This is a genomic window from Anaeromassilibacillus sp. SJQ-1 (assembly GCF_046693725.1).
In the GTDB taxonomy this organism is placed as follows: Bacteria; Bacillota; Clostridia; order Oscillospirales; family Acutalibacteraceae; genus Anaeromassilibacillus.
In genome coordinates this window covers 100,762-119,934 of record NZ_JBKEIV010000004.1, presented here as the reverse complement: position 1 = coordinate 119,934, position 19,173 = coordinate 100,762, and the positions used below count along the sequence as shown (strand labels likewise).

Annotated in this window: 12 protein-coding genes and 1 pseudogene; 8 read left to right on the top strand and 5 right to left on the bottom strand. The window is 47.4% G+C overall.

The window, feature by feature from the left end:
* Window positions 1-221: 221 nt before the first annotated feature.
* The 5 genes and pseudogenes from ACGCCZ_RS00815 to ACGCCZ_RS00795 all read right to left on the bottom strand — a co-directional run bounded on the left by ACGCCZ_RS00815 (window position 222) and on the right by ACGCCZ_RS00795 (window position 4,889).
* Window positions 222-584 carry an ABC transporter permease subunit gene (locus ACGCCZ_RS00815; protein ID WP_411655054.1) on the bottom strand — a complete coding sequence of 121 codons (363 nt, stop codon included), beginning with the start codon at window positions 582-584 and terminating at the stop codon, window positions 222-224.
* 73 nt (window positions 585-657) lie between these two features.
* Window positions 658-1,212: pseudogene (locus ACGCCZ_RS00810) on the bottom strand (ABC transporter permease subunit); the annotation flags it as partial.
* A complete protein-coding gene (locus tag ACGCCZ_RS00805) occupies window positions 1,209-2,222 on the bottom strand; it encodes an ABC transporter permease (protein ID WP_054324871.1) in 1,014 nt (337 codons plus the stop codon). The pseudogene ACGCCZ_RS00810 and the gene ACGCCZ_RS00805, both read right to left, overlap by 4 nt.
* Window positions 2,209-3,732, bottom strand: coding sequence for a sugar ABC transporter ATP-binding protein (locus ACGCCZ_RS00800; protein ID WP_411655053.1), 1,524 nt, complete (start codon window positions 3,730-3,732; stop codon window positions 2,209-2,211). The genes ACGCCZ_RS00805 and ACGCCZ_RS00800 overlap by 14 nt, the downstream gene beginning before the upstream one ends.
* A gap of 116 nt (window positions 3,733-3,848) precedes the next feature.
* Complete coding sequence (locus ACGCCZ_RS00795; RefSeq protein ID WP_082402299.1) at window positions 3,849-4,889, bottom strand: ABC transporter substrate-binding protein; 1,041 nt, start codon at window positions 4,887-4,889, stop codon at window positions 3,849-3,851.
* Window positions 4,890-5,740: 851 nt separating this feature from the next.
* Here ACGCCZ_RS00795 and ACGCCZ_RS00790 point away from each other — a divergent pair.
* The 8 genes from ACGCCZ_RS00790 to ACGCCZ_RS00755 all read left to right on the top strand — a co-directional run bounded on the left by ACGCCZ_RS00790 (window position 5,741) and on the right by ACGCCZ_RS00755 (window position 19,140).
* Window positions 5,741-12,337, top strand: a complete 6,597-nt coding sequence (locus ACGCCZ_RS00790; RefSeq protein WP_411655052.1) for a polysaccharide lyase family 8 super-sandwich domain-containing protein — start codon at window positions 5,741-5,743, stop codon at window positions 12,335-12,337.
* 495 nt (window positions 12,338-12,832) lie between these two features.
* Entirely contained in the window at window positions 12,833-13,198 is a 366-nt protein-coding gene (locus ACGCCZ_RS00785) for a BlaI/MecI/CopY family transcriptional regulator (protein WP_054324869.1), read from the top strand.
* A gap of 2 nt (window positions 13,199-13,200) precedes the next feature.
* Window positions 13,201-13,353: a hypothetical protein gene (locus tag ACGCCZ_RS00780; RefSeq protein WP_411655051.1), complete on the top strand. Its 153-nt coding sequence runs from the start codon at window positions 13,201-13,203 to the stop codon at window positions 13,351-13,353.
* Window positions 13,332-15,017: a M56 family metallopeptidase gene (locus ACGCCZ_RS00775; RefSeq protein ID WP_411655064.1), complete on the top strand. Its 1,686-nt coding sequence runs from the start codon at window positions 13,332-13,334 to the stop codon at window positions 15,015-15,017. Before ACGCCZ_RS00780 ends, ACGCCZ_RS00775 begins: the two co-directional genes overlap by 22 nt.
* A 529-nt stretch (window positions 15,018-15,546) precedes the next feature.
* Window positions 15,547-16,056 carry a hypothetical protein gene (locus ACGCCZ_RS00770; RefSeq protein WP_152918418.1) on the top strand — a complete coding sequence of 170 codons (510 nt, stop codon included), beginning with the start codon at window positions 15,547-15,549 and terminating at the stop codon, window positions 16,054-16,056.
* Window positions 16,057-16,390: 334 nt separating this feature from the next.
* Window positions 16,391-16,744, top strand: coding sequence for a BlaI/MecI/CopY family transcriptional regulator (locus ACGCCZ_RS00765; RefSeq protein WP_411655050.1), 354 nt, complete (start codon window positions 16,391-16,393; stop codon window positions 16,742-16,744).
* A gap of 14 nt (window positions 16,745-16,758) precedes the next feature.
* Window positions 16,759-18,582, top strand: coding sequence for a M56 family metallopeptidase (locus ACGCCZ_RS00760; RefSeq protein WP_411655049.1), 1,824 nt, complete (start codon window positions 16,759-16,761; stop codon window positions 18,580-18,582).
* 24 nt (window positions 18,583-18,606) lie between these two features.
* Window positions 18,607-19,140 (top strand): hypothetical protein, encoded by a 534-nt coding sequence (locus tag ACGCCZ_RS00755; protein WP_411655048.1) that lies wholly within the window; start codon window positions 18,607-18,609, stop codon window positions 19,138-19,140.
* The last annotated feature ends 33 nt before the right edge of the window (window positions 19,141-19,173 follow it).

Below are 19,173 nucleotides of genomic sequence, written 5' to 3'. Positions count from 1 at the left end.
AGGGCCGGCACTTTGTGGTAATGGGATGCCTTTTCCTCCGGTCGAATACCATTGCATGCAAACCAAGACCCATAACGAGCAACCCTCTATCGGAAGATCAAAAACACGAGTATCCCTGACAGAACTTATGCAAAAGCTCTGCCAGGGATAACGATTCATTTTAAAACGGGACTCTGTCTATTCCGACCTATTGCGTATAATCTCAGCAAGACACAGGCCGCTTAGTTCGTACCCTTCATCTTTTCCGCACGGATGGCAATCACACGCTGGATAACAATGAAGATGCACAACAAGGCTGCAATCGTCACCTTTGTCCACCAAGTGTTCAAGTTCTGATAGGTCACGATGGTCTGGATGACACCCTGGATCAAAACACCGACCGTAGTGCCAACCACATTGCCCACGCCGCCGGTCAACAGGGTGCCGCCGATGACGGAGGAGGAAATCGCATCGAGTTCCAGACCCATGTTCTGTAGCGAGTAGCCTGCCAGGGTGTAGAAGCTGAACACCACGCCAGCCAACGCCGCACAGAAGCTGCTGATCGCGTATACAGCGACTTTCGTGCGTGCAACTGGCAAGCCCATCAGGATTGCAGATTGCTGCATTGCCGCCGACCGCATATACTGTACGGCCAAAGCGTGTAAACTTCAACACAAACAGGGATACCAGCAGCACCGCCAATGCGATGAATACATAGAAGTAGATCCTGCCGCCGAGAAGCGTGATTTTTGTCAACGCCATCGTCTTGTAGAATTCATCCGAGATCGGGATGGACTCGGTGCTAATGACCGCACACATGCCGCGCATGAAGAACTGACCTGCCAGCGTGACGATGAACGGCTGAAGTTTGAAATAATGGATCATATAGCCCATCAAAGCACCAAACGCCAGGCCGATCAGCAGCACGAGAGGAATCACGATGAATGGACTCCAGCCGAGCCGCAGTAAAAATGCAGAAAATACGCATGTAAAAGCAATCGTCGATGCGATCGAAATATCGATGCCGCCTGTCAACAGTACAAACGTGATACCAATCGAAGCAATAATGAGATAGGCGTTGTCGTTAAACAGGTTAAAGAACGTTGAGAAGGACAAAAAGTTGTCATACGCAATGGAACCTGCTCCGAACAGTACAATAAACAGGACGGTTGTAATTGCCAGGGAAATATTTTTGATCGGAAAACCTTTTTTCTTTTTGTTCTGTCCACTCATGCCTGGCTCACCGCCTTCCGGGATACAAAACGCCTCTTGAGTCTCTCCTTAAAGGCCTTGGATTGGAACAGGCAGATAAAAATAACAATCAGAGACTTGACCACCAGCGTGACCTCGGGGGCAACGCCCATAGCATAAATGGAGGTGGTGATACTTTGGATAATCAGCGCGCCAAACAGGCTCGCCGGAATGGAGAACCGGCCGCCGTTCAGAGAAGTGCCGCCGATGGCAACCGCAAGGATGGCGTCCATCTCGATCAAAAGGCCTGCATTATTGCAGTCCGCACCTTTGATACCCGCGCTTTCGATCAGCCCGGCAACCGCCGCCATCACGCCGCAGAAGGTATAGACCATCCATTTGATGCGGTCCACATTGATTCCCGCAAAATGGCTGGACACCGGGTTGATACCCGTGGACTCCAGGAACAAGCCGAAAGCCGTCTTCTTTGTGAACAGCATGGCAACCAGTACGACAAATGCCACGATAAAGATGGGGAACGGCAATCCAAGGATATAGCCGCCGTTGATAAAATAGTAGGAATCCGAATTGATGGTGATAATCTTGCCATTGGTGATAAGCTGTGCAATACCACGGCCTGCCACCATCAGGATCATGGTTGCGACAATGGGCTGAATCTTAACCTTCGAGACCAACATCCCATTCCAAGCTCCTGTAACAACTCCCGCCAAAATTGCCACCAACACCGCAACAGCCACATTGCCGCCATTCGCAACAATGCTGCATGCGATTGCGCCGCTGATTGCCATAACCGAGCCGACCGAAATGTCCGTTCCGCCCGTGGCCAAAACCAACGTCATGCCGGTAGCCAACAACATAAGTTTACTACCATTCCTTAAAATGTCAATGATTCTTCCATATAGGTGCCCATCCACAATCTTCATTTCAAAGAATGCGCCGCCGGAGATAATTCCGTTGACTAACAGAATCAACAGAAAGATCACCATGGGCCAAAAAACCTGAGCTTTGCTCCACTTTTTAAGCAGGTTCATTCTCCGCACCTCCCGCAATAAAATGCATAATCGCAGCTTCCGAAATCTCCTGTCCGGCCAGCTCTGCAACTTTCTTTTTGTCCCGCAGGACGATCATACGGTCACAGCAGCGCAGCATCTCATCAATTTCCGAGGAAATGAAAATGACTGCCATTCCCTGTTCCGCAAGCTGGACCACCAGCTTTTGAATTTCAGCCTTTGTACCGATGTCGATGCCGCGGGTCGGTTCGTCCAACATCAACAGGTCTGGATTGGTGGCCATCCACCGTGCCAATATGACCTTCTGTTGGTTTCCACCGGAGAGATTCTTGATAAGCTGATCTGCGGATGGCGTCTTAATCTCCAATTTTTCAATAAATTCATCCGCCAGTTTCTGGGCCTCCGCCTTTGAAATGGCCCGGAACATGCCGCGCTTCGCCTGGAGCGCCAGGATGATATTATCCCGAATACTCAGGTCTCCGACAATTCCCTCTGTCTTTCGGTTTTCCGGACAGAAGGCAAACCCTTTGCGGATTGCGGCCAATGTGCTGCGATTGTGAATCTTTTCTCCCTTGAGGTCCATCTCGCCTCCATTGAGGCGGTCCACACTGAAGATCAGGCGGACAATCTCAGAACGGCCGGAACCCAGCAGGCCGGAGAGTCCGAGAACCTCTCCGCGGTTGATGTCGAGTGAAATGGAGTCGATGGTCCCCGCGCCGCTGGCATCCTTGAGGGAGAGCAGCGTCTCTTTTTTGGCCTGTTCCGCCTCCTCGTTGACAAACCGCTGATTCAAGTCCGCATACTCCTTGCCGATCATCTTAGCGACCAGCTGTACACGCGGCAGGTCCGCGGTTGCATATGTACCCACATATCCACCGTTGCGCAGGACGGTGATCGTATCGGTGACCTCGTAAACCTGGTCAAGGAAGTGGGTGACGAAGATAATCCCCATCCCCTGCTTTTTCAGCATGCGCATGATTTCAAACAACTTTTGTACTTCTGGCGCGGAAAGGCTGGACGTAGGTTCGTCCAGGATCAGCACTTTTGCCGAGACATCCACCGCGCGGGCGATGGCAACCATCTGTTGTATGGCCACGGAGTAGGAATCCAACGTCTTGGTCACATCGATGCTCAAGTCAAACCGCTTCAAAAGTTCTTTAGATCGGGTATTGATGGTTTTCCAATCGATATGCCCGCCCTTTTTTGGCTCGCGGCCAATATAGACATTTTCCGCAACCGAAAGATTCGGGCACAGGTTGACCTCCTGATACACCGTACTGATACCGGCATTCTGGGCTTCCTGCGGTGTTTTGGGGAAAATCTCTTTCCCATCCAACAGGACGGTTCCCCCGTCGCGCTCTTCTACGCCTGTTAAAACCTTAATCAAAGTGGACTTTCCCGCGCCGTTCTCGCCCAGCAACGCGTGGATCTCGCCTTTTTGTAGTGTAAACTGCACGTCGTTGAGCGCGACGACGCCAGGGAATGTCTTGGATATATGCGACATTTGGATCAATGCCGATTCGCCGCTCATTGCAGCCCCTCCTTTTGGTATGCAAAATCCGCCTCCGTCTCAACAGGCGGGGCGGATTTTGCAGAGTCGGTAAAATTTATGGAATGAAGAAGAAAGAAAGTGAAGGAGAAATCAAATTAATATACGCGGTCCTTGATGTCTTCCGCGGCAGTTTCCTGACGGAAAATGCTCTCTTCGGGCTTTACCCACTTTTCAACCGTTTCGCCGTCCTTGAGCTTCTGAGCAGTCTCAAAGAAGATCGGTCCAAGCAGCGGGTTGCATTCGATGGTCACGTTGGCTTCACCAGCGACCATTGCTTCAAAGATTGCTTTGACGCCGTCGCAGGATACAGTCTTAATGTCCTCACCGGGCTTGAGACCGGCCTCTTTGATGGCCTCGATTGCGCCGAGCATCATATCGTCGTTGTGTGCATAAACACCCTTGATTTCAGAACCATAGGTCTTGAGGAAGGACTCCATAACCTCTTTGCCTTTTGCACGGGTAAAGTCGCCCGTCTGGGATGCGAGGATCTCAATGTCCGGGTACTCCGCCGCAATCTGGTCATCAAAGCCCTTCTTACGGTCGTTTGCCGAGGAGGCGCCGACGGTGCCCTCCAGCTCTACGATCTTACCGCTGTTGTTGAGCAGTCTTGCCATCTCATCCGCCGCGTTCTTGCCCTCTTCGATGAAGTCAGAACCGATGAATGTTGCATAGAGGTCTTCCGGAACATCCGCCATACGGTCTACCAGGATGATCGGGATACCTGCATCTTTTGCCTCGGTAAATACGGCGTCCCAGCCGGTCTCAACAACTGGAGCCAAACCGATGACATCGACACCCATATCAATAAAGGATTTAATTGCCTTGATCTGATTTTCCTGCTTCTGTTGTGCATCTGCAAACTTAAAGTCGATGGTATCTACGTTCTGGCCTGCATGGAACTGAATGGAAGCAGTCTCTGCGTCGCGCCATCCGGATTCCTGCCCGATCTGTGCAAAGCCAACCTTCAATTTTCCATCGTCCGCGTCGCCGCCACCCTCGTTTGTTGCGCTCGTACCATCGGTCGAAGCAGTACCGTCGGTCCCCGCCGGGGTATCTTCTGTGCTGCCGCAGCCGGTGAAGCATGCGCCCATCATCAAGACAGAAAGGATAGCTGCTACAATTCTTCTCGTTTTCATAGATCGTTCCTCCTATGTAACTTTGACTGTTTGTTTTTTGGTTCGGCCGGTTTGATTACCGCCCTAGGGCCGTTCCCCTTTCGTTGTCTCTATTGTATCTGGTTTTGTTTTTAAAGTCTTTACGATAACAAAACTGGAATTTACAATATTTTAGCAGACCTTCGCTTTATTCTCTTTCATACAGTCCCTCCTGAAAGGGGAACGTTACACAATTCTTTTCCCAACTTATGTAGTAAAAATCGCTGTACAAATGCCGGAATTTCCCCAATAGGCCCGATGTTCACAACTATTTGTTCGCTTAAAAGCAATAGGGATTCCCTACTTTTCGCATGGGCTATCCCTATTATAAGTGTCATTGCTTGGATAACATATAAAAGGAAGGTTGTCCACCCAATACCGCGGCTTCTGTCCTTTTGTAAATATTTTCAATGCAAATGGTATGCCTTCCCCATCCTTCTATAGACCTGTTTCAACCCGCCGCATATTTCTTTTTCCACCCATAGCAACTGCCTTAAAATTTCCGAATGAAGTCAGGACCTCTGGTAAAATAAAACCATTTTCAATTTTTATAGAAAATCAAAACTATTTTCATTTTTTCTATTGATTTTTACATAATGGTGTGATTAAATATATATAGATTTAATGAATTTATAAATAATGCCAAATTATTTATAAAAAGGAGGTGTATAAAACAGTCTGGTAAGTTTGTCTATCCGGAAAGCAAGCCGGCAGAACTTGATCGTTGCCGCATGCCTTTCCTGCATTTTATAGGCAAACGGCGCGAGCTAACGCGCTCATTTCCATTGCTTTTTCGCAGGAGATCAAAGAAAGAGGATAAGGGGGAAATCAAGATGAAAAAGAAGGTGTTGGCACTTTTTCTGGTACTGGTGATGGCGCTTACCGGCACGGGACTTGGCATGCCAGTCGCTTTAGGTGCACCAGAGGAATTGGACGCTTATGATCAGCTGCGTCTGAAATGGTATAATATGGCTGTAGGCGGCGATTATGAAGAAAACGATCCGGATTTGCAGCCTATGCTCCAATCCATCAACGACACAGCGCAGGACTATTGGGATCGCATGAATCCTTCGCCTGTTTGTAACGCGGTAAACGGGCGCTATAATGGTGTAGAAGGAGCAGGCGACTCCTCTCAGGACTATTTATGGGAAGAGTATCCACTTGGTTGGCGCGGTGATTCAATTGATTCGAATAGTATCCATTTTTCGTATCAATATCTGCGTGCAATGGCGCTGGCACATGAGACGAGGGGCTGTGAATTATATCACAACGAAGCTCTTTTAGCAGATATTGAGCGTGGCCTGGAGTATTTGTATATAAACCACTTCAATGAAAGTATAAGCAATTACGGCAACTGGTTTGGGTGGGGAATTGGAGCTCCCATTTATTTGGATGAAACACTCATTCTTTTGTATGATTCCCTGCCGTGGGAAGATATCTTAAAATATGCAGTGGTATCTCGCAAATGGGCGGAGAATAATATGATTGGCGCTGCAAATTCCCTTTGGCAGTTACGTGCGAGCATGTATGCAGGTATGTTGCTAAAAGATCAGATGGGTAATTATAAAGGATCGCAAATGACCGGTGGACAGATGTTGGAGCGCGTACAGCAAAAAGTGCCGGATTACTTGGGGTATGTGACCAGCGGGGATGGGTATTATCCGGATGGTACCTATATTGCCCATTCCAATATCGCATATAACGGCGGTTATGGTTATACGGCCCTGTCCGAATCCTGCCATTTGGTGTATATGCTGACCGATACTCCTTGGGAAATTATGGATGAAAAAGCCAAAAACGTGTTTCAATGGATTTATGACTCCTACGAAACGATCATCTACAACGGGGTGTTAATGGATGCTTTCCGTGGACGCGAGATCGCCCGAACCGATATGAAACAAGCCGATGCGGCAATTATTGTAGTAAATGCAATCCTAATGGCGATCGAGATGGCGGAACCCGAGGACGCCGCCAACTATAAGTCCATGATTAAGCAGTGGTATGCAGGGAATACGTATACTCTAAAGAATCTGAATGAAAGCGCAGACCTGCCATGGCATAAATTCCCGTTGGATACCGTTGTACGGATCCTTAACATTGTCGACGACGACACGATCCAGCCCCGCCATATAACAGGAAAATATTATCAATTTACACAATCTGACCGTGCCGTTTTACGCGGCGAAACATTTTCTGCCTGTGTTGCAATGGCTTCGAAGCGAATCGCTCATTATGAAACTGGAGATGTCAATACAAAGGGCTGGAACACGGGAAGCGGCATGACCTACATATATAATGGCGATCTGGAGCGGTACGACGGCTTGAATAAAGCAACCATCGACTGGTTCCGGCTCCCGGGCACAACCTCTGTTTACAATAAGAAAGTCAATACGGGAACTTCCTCTCAATCTTTTGCCGGTGGTACGGGCGATGGAATGTATGGTGTTTCTGGAATGCAATTGGCGGCACCTGGGACCAATTTAAAAGCCAAAAAGTCTTGGTTTATGTTTGACGATGAAATCGTCGCATTGGGTTCGGACATTCAGTCCAGCAGCGATTCCGAGTCTACGGAAACCACCTTTGAGAATTATATGATCGACGATGCTGGCGATAATCGCCTGGTGGTCGATGGAGAAGAACAGCCCTCAGAACTCGGATGGGAAGAAAAGAAATCCGATGTACAATGGTTGAATATTGAAGCAAATGTCGAAGGAGCCAACCTTGGCATTTATTTCCCAGAGAAGGAAACCGTTTCTATGAAAAGAGAAACCCGCTCTGGAAGATGGACGGATTTGGGCGGTTATAATACCGACGCAACCTTATATTCTGCCAACTATCTCACCCTTTGGAAAGACCATGGGGTAAATCCGATAAACGAAACATATTCTTACATCCTGCTGCCAAACAAGACAGCCAACGAGACGGCTGATTATGCGGGAAACAGCGATGTAACCATTCTACGCAATGACGCACTGGTCCAGGCAGCCTATGAGAAAAACTTAAATCTGGTAGGGGCTAATTTCTGGGAGGGCGCCTCCATTGATGCAAAGGGGATCGGTAGCTACCTGACTTCGGATAGCCCTTCTTCGGTGATGGTTCGCGAAAATGACCGCGAAATGGAAATCTCTGTGTCCGACCCAACACAAGAGAATAAGGGAAGTATCCAAATTGAGCTTAACCGTGCAGCGCGCGGAGTCATTTCTGCAGACGAGGGTGTGGAGGTGCTCTCCACAACTCCAACCATTCGGCTCAAGGTTCATGTGAACAATGCGAAAGGTAAGACCTTCTCTACTAAACTTTCCTTTGAGGATCTGGGGGAACCGGAATCAACAGCCATTGAAGGCTTTAAGACCGAAGGGGACGAAGTGGTCGTTACGCTCGCACCAGCTGCCCGTGCAAAGGCTTACACGCTGAGATATGGCACAGAAAGTGGAAAGTATCCCTATACGCAATCGTCCACAGGAACTTCCATCCGTTTGAACGGCTTAACGGCAGGAGAAACCTACTACTTTACTGCGGTCGCGTTTAATGATTCCGGAGAAAGCCCGCAAGCTCCGGAACAAAGCTTTACCGTTCCGTTAACCACGCAGTTTACCGACCATTTTGATACTATGGATCAGATTTTGAGCAGGAGCTCCAATATCCTATTGGAGGTTTCCGATGGGGCAAACTTTAGCGGGGATACCTTTACGCTCAAACGTGCAACTATGGAGGAAGGTTGGATCACCTATTCATTGCCGGCTCTTTCCAACTTTACATTGGTTTCTTATATCCACTCCACAGCTCCTGGTACTGTGACTTTGTTTACTTCTCCGGACAATGAGGTATGGACTGAATTGCAGACAAAGGATCAAACCAGCGGCAGTAGTTGGGTTCGCCATACGATTACTCCTCTGGGGAAGATTCCAGAAGGTACCAATTATCTGAAAATTGTTCTGAATGGTACAACGAAAGCGTGGAGCCCACAGCTTTCCGATTTGACAGCGACGATTGCATATGGCGTGAAAGAACGTCAAATGGTGGATTCCATGGTGGATTTCTCCAAAATATATCGGGCGGATCATGTAGTATTGCGCAATGGAGCGATTGAGGCACAGGACCAGAATACCGGCTCGTTGGTGTACAGCTTGACTCAAATGCAGGAAATGGTTGTGCAGGCTTCTGGAAACGTATCCCTTGCCGTCTCAGAAGACGGGCTGTCCTATACGGCGTTGGATGATCTGGAAATCACAGATCGCGCAATCCATGCGGAATTGAATGGCGCAAAATATGTGCAGATCATGCTGAACGGTGACGCTAAGGTAAGCGGTGTGCAGATCGATTATCTACATGAGATTGCGCCCATTGAAGCGATTCGATTTGATGAGGATACTTTCCGTGCAGTAGCTCTGTACGATGTTGAGCCGTCTATCAAAAAAGCCCCTATGAATGGCACCGGTGAATTGCTCTATGAGACTTCCAATGAAGCGATTGCCACCTATGAGAACGGTATCCTCCATCCCAAAGCAGTGGGAAGTACCGATCTGACGGCCTCCGTTTTAGGAAGTGACATTACGGCGGAGGCGACTGTGGATGTCTATCATAATGTAGCCAAGAACAAAACTGCAACCAGCAGCGCTTATTATAATGGCTATGCGCCGGACAAGGCTTTTGACGGCAACATGAACGATGCTGCACGTTGGCAGAGCAGCGGGAGTGGAATCTCTTGGATTCAGGTGGATTTGGGAGAAATCGCAGAAATCGAATGGATGGATTTTACCTGGGACAGCATAGGAGGCGACTATGCGGTAACATTTTCTGAAGATGGGGATACTTGGAGCAAACCGATCACAATGAAAGAAGCAGATGGTAAACAGGTTGCTGTGGAAACGCCGGGAATCAAGGCACGCTATGTAAAACTGACCGGACTGGCGGAGAATGCCGTCTACGGTTTAGTGGAATGGCGGCTCCTGAACAGTAGCCCCGCGGGTTCTGACGAGGACGTAGTGGATACCAACATTGCTTTGAACCAAGAAATCCTATGCAGCAATGAGAATATTGAAGGCGGGTATGCGGCCAAAAACGCAGTGGATGGAGATCTCAATACACGGTGGGATGTCGATAAATCCCACCGTGACGACAACCAGTGGATCGCGGTCAATCTAGGAGAGCCTTCTACGGTTACTGCGGTCAATCTGAACTTTGAAGCAGCCTATGCAAAAGAGTATACGATCCAGATTTCCGATGATGGAAAGAAGTGGACCGATCTGCTGACCAATAAAGCAGGAGCGGTTGGCTGGAATTACCATAACCTGGAAAGCCCCGTTCAGGCCCAGTACGTCAAGATGCAGTGTATTAAGCGCGGAACTAATTACGGCGTAAGCCTGTTCGAATTCGAAGTCATAGGGAGAAATCAGGCATCGATGGAGCCAGTAGAGCTTACTTCTATTACCATGCTTCAGGATTCAGTCAAACTATTGCCTGGGCATACCCAAACGCTCAATGTTCTCACAGAACCAGTAGCCAATGCGGCGAGCCTCCAATGGAGCAGTTCCGACGAGGCGATTGCCACAGTTAACGCTAATGGACTTGTGACGGCACACAAAGAAGGAACCGTAAGAATCACTGCATGTGCAACGCTCAATCCAAAAGTACAAGCGGTTTGCACCGTGACAGTTGTGCCTTACAGCGGCCTCCCCGTTTCGGTAGCTTCCGTGGAAATTCAAAACGCTCCGGAAGAGCCTATGACGGTTGGTACATCACAGGCGTTGCAAGTGGTTGTCCTCCCGGAAAACGCATCCAATCGGAATGTACAATGGATCAGCAGCGACAGTTCCGTAGCAAAGGTGAACAGCCGCGGCATTGTAACCGCAGTTGCTGAAGGAACTGCAACCATTACGGCAAAAAGCGTTGTTTCGGATTGCGAGGATCAAGTGGAGATAGCGGTTGTACCGAAAGAAGCTCCATCGGCACATGTTCTGGTGGTTCAATATGGAAATCAGGCGACAATGGAATTCAATGGAAATGTAGAACAAGAGATTCTCGATCAGGACGGCCTGTATGCGGCGTCCGTTTTGGGCGGTACAGAACTGACGCTTACCTTTATTCCAAAGGGCGAGGAATGCACGTTCCGTACAGTAACCCTAAATGGCAAACCTGTAGAAGGCGTTACACCGGACGGGTTGACATTCGCTTATACTATGAAAAATAGTAGCGCCAATCTGACCTTTGTATTTGAAACCGTCAATAAGTCTGTCTTAAAGACCATCCTAGAGGTCGCCGAAGGATTGGTGAATAGCGAGGAGTGGGAAGCGGCCGTCCCGTCCGTGCAGAAAGCTTTTGATAAGGCATTGGCAGAGGCGCGGTCTGTGTACTATGACAAGGACGCGTCCCAAGAACAGGTGAATCAAACTTGGAGCAACCTATTAGACGCAATTCACCATTTGTCCTTTGCTAAGGGGGATAAGAGCAGGCTGGAACAGTTGGTTTCTATTGCCGAGGAGTTGGAACCAACAGACTTCATAGAAGAAAGCTACAACGTAATGGCGCAAGCGCTGGAGGATGCTAAAAAGATCCTACAGGACGAGGATGCGCTGGAAAAAGAGGTACAAGATACCTACGATACGCTGTATGAAGCAATGGTTTCTTTGGAGCGTGTAGCGGAAAAAACCACTTTAAACAGTGCGATTGCTAAAGCAGTTGAGATCGAAACGAATCTGAACCTTTATATGACCGATGGAAAAGAGGCCTTTAAACGGGCTCTGGCCGCCGCAAAACGGGTTGCCGTGGATTCAAATGTTTCACAGGAGAAAGTGGATCGTGCAACGGAGGCATTAACAGAAGCGATGGCTGCTCTCCGTAAGCTAGCAGATAAGACCCAACTGGAAGAGTTGCTTCACAGAGCGAATACAATCAATCTGAGCGGCTACACTTCCTCCAGCGTGTCCCAGTTCAAAGCGGCATGCAATGTGTTGGAAGCATTGGTCAGCCAAAAAGAAGTTGCAGAAGAAGAAGCACAAGCTGCTATAAAAGCCTATTTAATCGCAGAGGGCAATCTTAAACCGGTAAATTCTCCTTCGCCTTCCAAGAAAGGAAGCTCTTCAAAAAATGCTGCAGCAAATACGTATGCAGATGCCGGAAGGGTCCAGGTAGCGCCTGAGAACTCCATAGGATCTGCTGTACGCTCTGTTTTGTGCGATACAACCATTCCGTTTACAGTCAAACATGGTAGCGCATATTGTTTTAAGATTACCGTATTAAACGGAAGTCCTGAAACACCAAGCTTCACGGTGGGGAATGGCAACGTGCTCAAGACACAATTTGTGGCTAAAAGAGGGAACGACTATTATTACCGAGTTTGGGCAATCGGTATGCCAGGCGAAAGCGCTGGCGTTTATACACAGATGCCCAACGAAACGCCCCAAAGACAATGCGTAGTTACCATCGTATAAAATAGTTTATTGGACAAAACCGCCGGTTTCCCGGCGGTTTTGTCCTTTTTTATAAGAATTTCTTCCTGTCAAAGTCCACCATGCGGCTTTGAATCCCTACGTTAGCGCAGTTGTTAAAGACGTTCAAAAAGCCCGGCGCATACAAATCTAGAGCTTATGCCATCCGGCGTTCCCCAAGATATTCTGGCTTAATAGGTTTTTGTACAGGCCAGAAAGAATCGGTATGTTTCCCCGGGCGAGAGGCTTCCAGGTAGGGTTGGTAAACCATCTACTAGGATACCAAATCGCACTGGTACACGTGTTCGCAATCTTGCGGTCTTTTCCCAATGGTTCGCGTTCTTTCGAAGTATAGGGGATAACCGTCTAAAAGAAAACGGATGAAAGAAACTCCGCCAAAGTTTCCCCTGTCCGATTGCATCTTGACATTAAAGAAAAATAGGCATATGCTTTATACATACAAAAGTATGTTAAACAGACAAAGAGAGGCGAAAATCCATGTTCAAGAAATTGTCCGAAGCCGAATTGGATGTCATGTTAGTAATCTGGAACGCGCAGGAATCTTTGGATACCGGCGAGATCGTCCGTAAACTGAAACAGGGCAAGAAGTTGCAGGCTGTGCAGGTCCTTTTGGGGCGGTTGGTCAACAAGGGATATGTATCTTGTGAAAAGATAGGACGTTTGAATTATTATACCCCACTTGTTCCACAAGCGGCGTATCGGGCGGCAGAGACGGAAACCTTTGTGGAAAAACTGTACCGCAATTCCCCGAAGTCCCTGATCGCCGCATTGGTCCAATCTCAACCTCTCAGTAAGGAGGATCTGGAAGAAATTCGGGCACTGTTGGATCGAGAGGAGGAGTAGGAATGTTGGAAAACCTGTTTGTCCAAACCCTCAGTGTATCAGTACAGACGGCTTTGCTGTTATTACCTCTCTTTTTGCCGATAGATGGCTTACAAGGGAATTTCCCTCCCAGGCAAGATGCTTTTTATGGTTGGTGTTTAGTGTCCGGTTATTGATTCCGATGACCTTTGCATTTCCTCTTTCAGCGGGAAATGCAACTATGCAGGGTTCGGCCGGAACCATTTCTTCCGCCGGTTCTCAGGTTGTCTACCAGCAGCCGGACGTTCTTTCGCAGGCCTTTCCCGCCAGTCCCATTCCTGCATTTGACGCCCCCATGGAACTGTTCTATGAACACCTTCCTCTCCTGGAAGGGCTCGCACTGGTTTGGGTCATGGGGAGTATTTGCTTTTTGTTGGCTCATATAGGGTTTTATCTTTTTCATATCCGATTCCTAAAGAAAAGCGCAGAATCCGGCTTGGGTCCGGAACAATCGATTCTTTTGGAACAGGTGCAGAAGGACATGCATATCCGGCGGGACATCCCCGTAAGAATCAGCAGCCATGCGGAGGGGCCTATGATCCTGGGGCTATTTCGTCCCGTGCTGATTTTGCCACAGATGAAACTGACGCAACAACAGTTGACATTTATTTTCCGCCACGAACTCGCCCATTACAAACGGCGCGACCTCTGGATCAAGTGGATGTTTCTGCTGGTGCAGAGCGTCCACTGGTTTAACCCCTTGGTACATATTCTGGCGAAGAAGGCAAATTTGGATTTGGAAAATGCCTGCGACGATACCGTCCTAAAGGGGAAAAGCCGCCTCTACCGGAAGGAATACGGGACGGTCCTACTGGAAGTCCTGACGGAACAGTCCCACAGTGTTCCCCTTTCTACCGGTTTTTCGGGGAAGAAAAAGGAAATGGTCCGGCGGTTCCAAAATATTGTCCATCCATCGCCAAAGCGAAAGGGACATGTCCTGATCGGTTGTATCGCAGTGGCTTTGGTATTGCTTACCAGTTCCCTGAACCCGGCGTCTGCGCAGGCGTTGAATCCTTCGGTTCTTTCCCAGTTAAAGGCAACCCATACAACCCTGGAAGAACAGGCCGCAACCAAGGCGCTTCTTGCGCAGTGCCTGGAAGGGTCAATGTTCGAAACCTATCAGCCCTTCCGCGATTTGCCGTTGACCGATGAAAATTACCAGAGGTACGAACAGGCGGAAGAATCATCCTGCGATCTACTCCGAAAATATCCAGAAACCTCTCAGGTATATGAATATACATCGAACCCTTATTTTCTTCTAGTCGATATACAATCCCTTATGTCAAACGGCATTTTTTGTTGCCAAACAGATCAAGATCGAGCAGAGGGATGCTTTCGAATGATTTGGATGGACTTTTCCGATCCGACTTCACTGCAAGTAACCGATTTGGGAATTGCTTATCCAAATAAAGGCCGTTATTTAAACGAGAATATTCAATTTATACAACAACAATCCCAGCAAGCGTACAATATTGCCACCCGGTTCGGAATCGATCTGTCGAAGTATCAGAAGGCATATACGGGGATGTATCCGGCCGTAATCGAGAATCACGCTATCAATTTAGGTTGGTCCATTCAGGAACAATTAAAAAGACTAGGTCCATATAAATTTGAACAATTTGATAGGGCCCATATGATGGCCTATATTCATAACGATTCTACACAGGGTGTTATTTTAAATGCGGATCGGAGCGGTATCTATGCCCATTATTTTGAAATCCCTACGATTGATGAAAGAAATCAAAGAAAAACATTAGAAAGCCAATTCCCTATCATCCGTTCAGAATGTCAGTCTTCATAACCATCTCATTTCAAATACCACTACAATAAAGCATAGTAGCGATAGGGATACCCTGCAATTTGATGGTGGCTGTCATTTCATATATCCCCATTACAAATAAACAAAACCAAATGATTATTATGTATGAGAAAGGATGTATAAAATGAAAAAAAAGATTTTGTCCGTAGTCTGTATCCTATTATTCATGTACTGTCTGCCTTCTGCGGCCTTTGCCTATTCTGTAAGTAGACATGCGAGTATGACGGGAAACATCAGCTTATAAGTGTAGAACTCCATCATGAGAAACAAGTAATTGTGGAATTAAAAACACCCAAAACGAATCATATAAATCGAATAATATTAAATAGACATATTGACTGCTTAGGCAAACCATTATAATATCTATATAGAACTATTTTTAAAGACCAAATTGGATGATTTTAAAGGGGTGATTGTGTTGAAAAAGTTTCTGAGTCTCTGTTTATGTCTTTGCTGCCTCCTGTTTTTCTCAATGCCTGCTTTTGCCGCGACTACAAAGGAAACTGGAAATTTGCAAGCCTATCAGTCGGTATTGGACAAGTTAAACGAAGAATATGGAACGACGTTCCGTTTTCCAACCGAAGAGGAGTTGCACGAAGTGGGCCTTACCAATACGGTCGACCCGAGAACCGCGACTGTCTCCGCAACAGAGTTTGAGAAATACATGCGTCCGATCGCCGAGCGGATTTCCCAGGCAAATTTGGAAGTGGAAAGAGAGTGGGAAGATATCTCCGGCCGTGCTGTAACAGGCGCGGAAGAAACATCAAAGAAGGCGGCCGCTGTCCGGACACCAAAACAGTTGAGACAAACAATCGAAGGCACCGTTATAAGTTTCAGCTCCTACGCGGAGGACCGTGCAGGGTATCGGCGTTGGGATTCTTTTATAAAGTCCTATCCTCCCATGGATTGCGATTATGGTAGACATCTGTATTTGCCTACAAAGGCAAGTAAAGCAAATTATCCAAATAATTCCTGCATACATTTGCCTATATTTATAGGAAAATGCGGCGAACCAACATGATGAAGTGCGTTTTACAACGGACGATCCGGATAACGATTCCTACAAATACTTAGATGCTTATCGAACATGTGCAGAAGTATACAGAAATACTTGATTTGAATACACTTGTAGGTTGGATTCCTTCGGATCATACACAAACCGCTGAGTGGTATGCCAGCATGTGGCATTTTCAGCAGCAGACAAATTGTTTCATATCCTTGAAGAGGGCAGAGAGGGGAGATCACCTCGCTGCCCTCTTTTCGATTTGTTTATAAAACCTTGACACTAAGAAAAATATCCTATATACTTTTAACATACAACTGTATGTTAAACAAACAAAGAGAGGTGAGTTAATATGTTGAAAAGGCTTTCCGAATCAGAATTGGACATCATGTTGATCATTTGGAGAGCCCCGGAGGCTCTGGATACCGGCGAAATTGCGCGCCGCCTGCAAAAGGGATGGAAGATACAAGCCGTACAGGTGATTTTGGGCAGGTTGGTCAACAAGGGGTATCTCTCCTGTGAGAAAACCGGAAGACTGAATTATTACACTCCGCTTGTCACGGAAGCGGACTACCGGGCGGCAGAGACGGAAACCTTTGTGGAAAAACTGTACCGCAATTCCCCGAAGTCCCTGATCGCCGCATTGGTCCAATCTCAGCCTCTCAGTAAGGAGGACCTGGAAGAAATTCGGGCACTGTTGGATTGAGAGGAGGAGTAGGAATGTTGGAAAACCTGTTTGTCCAAACCCTCAGTGTATCCGTACAGGCGGCTTTGCTGTTATTGCCGCTCTTTTTCGCCGACAGATGGCTTACAAGGGCATTCCCCTCTCAGGCAAGATGCTTTTTATGGCTGGTGTTTAGTGTCCGGTTATTGATTCCGATGACCTTTGCATTTCCTCTTTCAGCGGGAAATGCAGCTATGCAGGGTTCGGCCGGAACCATTTCTTCCGCCGGTTCTCAGGCCGTCTGCCAGCAGCCGGACGTTCTTTCGCAGGCCTTTCCCGCCAGTCCCGTTCCTACATTTGACGCCCCCATGGAACCGTTCTATGAACACCTTCCTCTCCTGGAAGGTCTCGCACTGGTTTGGGTCATGGGGAGTATTTGCTTTTTGTTGGCTCATATAGGGTTTTATCTTTTTCATATCCGATTCCTGAAGAAAAGCGGAGAATCCGGCTTAAGCCGGGAACAATCGATTCTTTTGGAACAGGTGCGGAATGACATGTATATCCGGCGGGATATCCCCGTAAGAATCAGCAGCCATGCGGAGGGGCCTATGATCCTGGGCCTATTTCGTCCCGTGCTGATTTTGCCACAGATGGAGCTGTCGCAACAACAGTTGGCATTTATTTTCCGACACGAACTCGCCCATTACAAACGGCGCGACCTCTGGATCAAGTGGATGTTTCTGCTGGTGCAGAGCGTCCACTGGTTTAACCCCTTGGTACATATTTTGGCGAAGAAGGCAAATTTGGATTTGGAAAATGCCTGCGACGATACCGTCCTAAAGGGGAAAAGCCGCCTCTACCGGAAGGAATACGGGACGGTCCTACTGGAAGTCCTGACGGAACAGTCCCACAGAGTTCCCCTCTCTACCGGTTTTTCGGGAAAGAAAAAGGAAATGGTCCAGCGGTTCCAAAATATTGTCCATCCATCGCCAAAGCGAAATGGACATGTCCTGATCGGTTGTATCGCAGTGGCTTTGGTATTGCTTACCAGTTCCCTGAACCCGGCGTCTGCTCAGGCGTTGAATCCTTCGGTTCTTTCCCAGTTAAAGGCAACCCATACAACCCCGGAAGAACAGGCCGCAACCAAGGCGCTTCTGGCACAGTGCCTGGAAGGGTCAATGTTCGAAAACTACCAGCCCTTCCGCGATTTGCCGTTGACCGATGAAAATTACCAGAGGTGCGAGCAGGCGGAAGAATCGTACCGAAGCCTCTTAGAAAAAGTCTCCCCTACAATGCAAACGCGCGAATATACAAACAATCCGTTCTTTCTCGCGGTCGACAGTAAAAAGAAAGGGGAAATTACATCCGGGCTCTTTTGCTGTCAAGCCGATAACCAGGTAGATCAAGGGCAGATAACGCTTATCGAATTAGAATTCTCCGATCCGTTTCATCCAGAAGTTTTTGAGATCGGTACAGCCTTTGCTTGTCAGGGAGAACAACTGAATCAAAGATATTTTCAGCGGCAATCCGAAAAGCGGCATATACAAACAATTGCAGAGCAATTTCAGATTGATTTGTCGCAATATGAAGAAGCTTTTTCTACGGTCTATCCTTCCGTCATTCAAAACCAAGCGTATCTTTTAGGGGGTTCTATAAAAAAGCAGTTGGCACAAATGGGCCGTTATTCCTTTGAGAAGTTTTCTCTTAATCATACTTGGGCTTATATAAAAAAAGACCATACGGAAGGAGTTCTGTTCAACCAAGATGGAAATGGGATATATGCACACTTTTTTAGAATGGAGGCGTATACGGACAGAAGCAAAATAAGTGGAGAGGAAAATTGGTATCCAATTATCGAAAACAGATGTATTCCCCAGTAGTTCCGGATACCACTGCCATTATAAATGACCGTACAGAAAGGACGAAAAAATGAAAAAAGGGTTATTTCATTCATGTTTGCGATGGTTTCCTTATGTATCTTTTCAACAGCAGGTTTCGCGTATAATGTAGATGCATGGGCAGGGATTACCGGAGGAAAAAATGCGATCACCTGTAGCGCTCATGCCAGTACAAATTGTTCAAAATCAGATTTAGAAGGGAGTTCTTACGAAGGATATATCGAGGAAGATGGCAGAGAATTCTACCAAATGGCAGGAGGCGATCAAGTAAGCTACGATACAGATTGGGATGTCAAAAATCCAAGCGGCCTGTATTATGAGATACATATATGGGGTAGTTTTTCCTATAAACATGGGATTGCCAGCGATCCATTTGACGAGATAGGAACAAAAAGTTTTATTTCTGCAAAGGACGGCGAATCACCAGGCGCCAAGCTGGAAATTGGTTTTAAAGACGCGCTTGCTAAAGCTTTCCAAATCCCCGTAAACGAATATACCCATATCAGTTGTTATAGCGAGGACTATACGACATTCCAATAAAAAAATGTATCGGAACAAATTGGTAGAGCTGTT

What these genes read in the sequence shown, in the direction of transcription:
- ACGCCZ_RS00760 (WP_411655049.1), top strand. Translation starts at nt 16,759, where the DNA reads ATGTTGGAAAACCTGTTTGTCCAAACCCTCAGTGTATCCGTACAGGCG.
- ACGCCZ_RS00805 (WP_054324871.1), bottom strand. Translation starts at nt 2,222, where the DNA reads ATGAACCTGCTTAAAAAGTGGAGCAAAGCTCAGGTTTTTTGGCCCATG.
- ACGCCZ_RS00780 (WP_411655051.1), top strand. Translation starts at nt 13,201, where the DNA reads ATGTTGGAAAACCTGTTTGTCCAAACCCTCAGTGTATCAGTACAGACG.
- ACGCCZ_RS00800 (WP_411655053.1), bottom strand. Translation starts at nt 3,732, where the DNA reads ATGAGCGGCGAATCGGCATTGATCCAAATGTCGCATATATCCAAGACA.
- ACGCCZ_RS00765 (WP_411655050.1), top strand. Translation starts at nt 16,391, where the DNA reads ATGTTGAAAAGGCTTTCCGAATCAGAATTGGACATCATGTTGATCATT.
- ACGCCZ_RS00755 (WP_411655048.1), top strand. Translation starts at nt 18,607, where the DNA reads ATGACCGTACAGAAAGGACGAAAAAATGAAAAAAGGGTTATTTCATTC.
- ACGCCZ_RS00815 (WP_411655054.1), bottom strand. Translation starts at nt 584, where the DNA reads ATGGGCTTGCCAGTTGCACGCACGAAAGTCGCTGTATACGCGATCAGC.
- ACGCCZ_RS00790 (WP_411655052.1), top strand. Translation starts at nt 5,741, where the DNA reads ATGAAAAAGAAGGTGTTGGCACTTTTTCTGGTACTGGTGATGGCGCTT.
- ACGCCZ_RS00785 (WP_054324869.1), top strand. Translation starts at nt 12,833, where the DNA reads ATGTTCAAGAAATTGTCCGAAGCCGAATTGGATGTCATGTTAGTAATC.
- ACGCCZ_RS00795 (WP_082402299.1), bottom strand. Translation starts at nt 4,889, where the DNA reads ATGAAAACGAGAAGAATTGTAGCAGCTATCCTTTCTGTCTTGATGATG.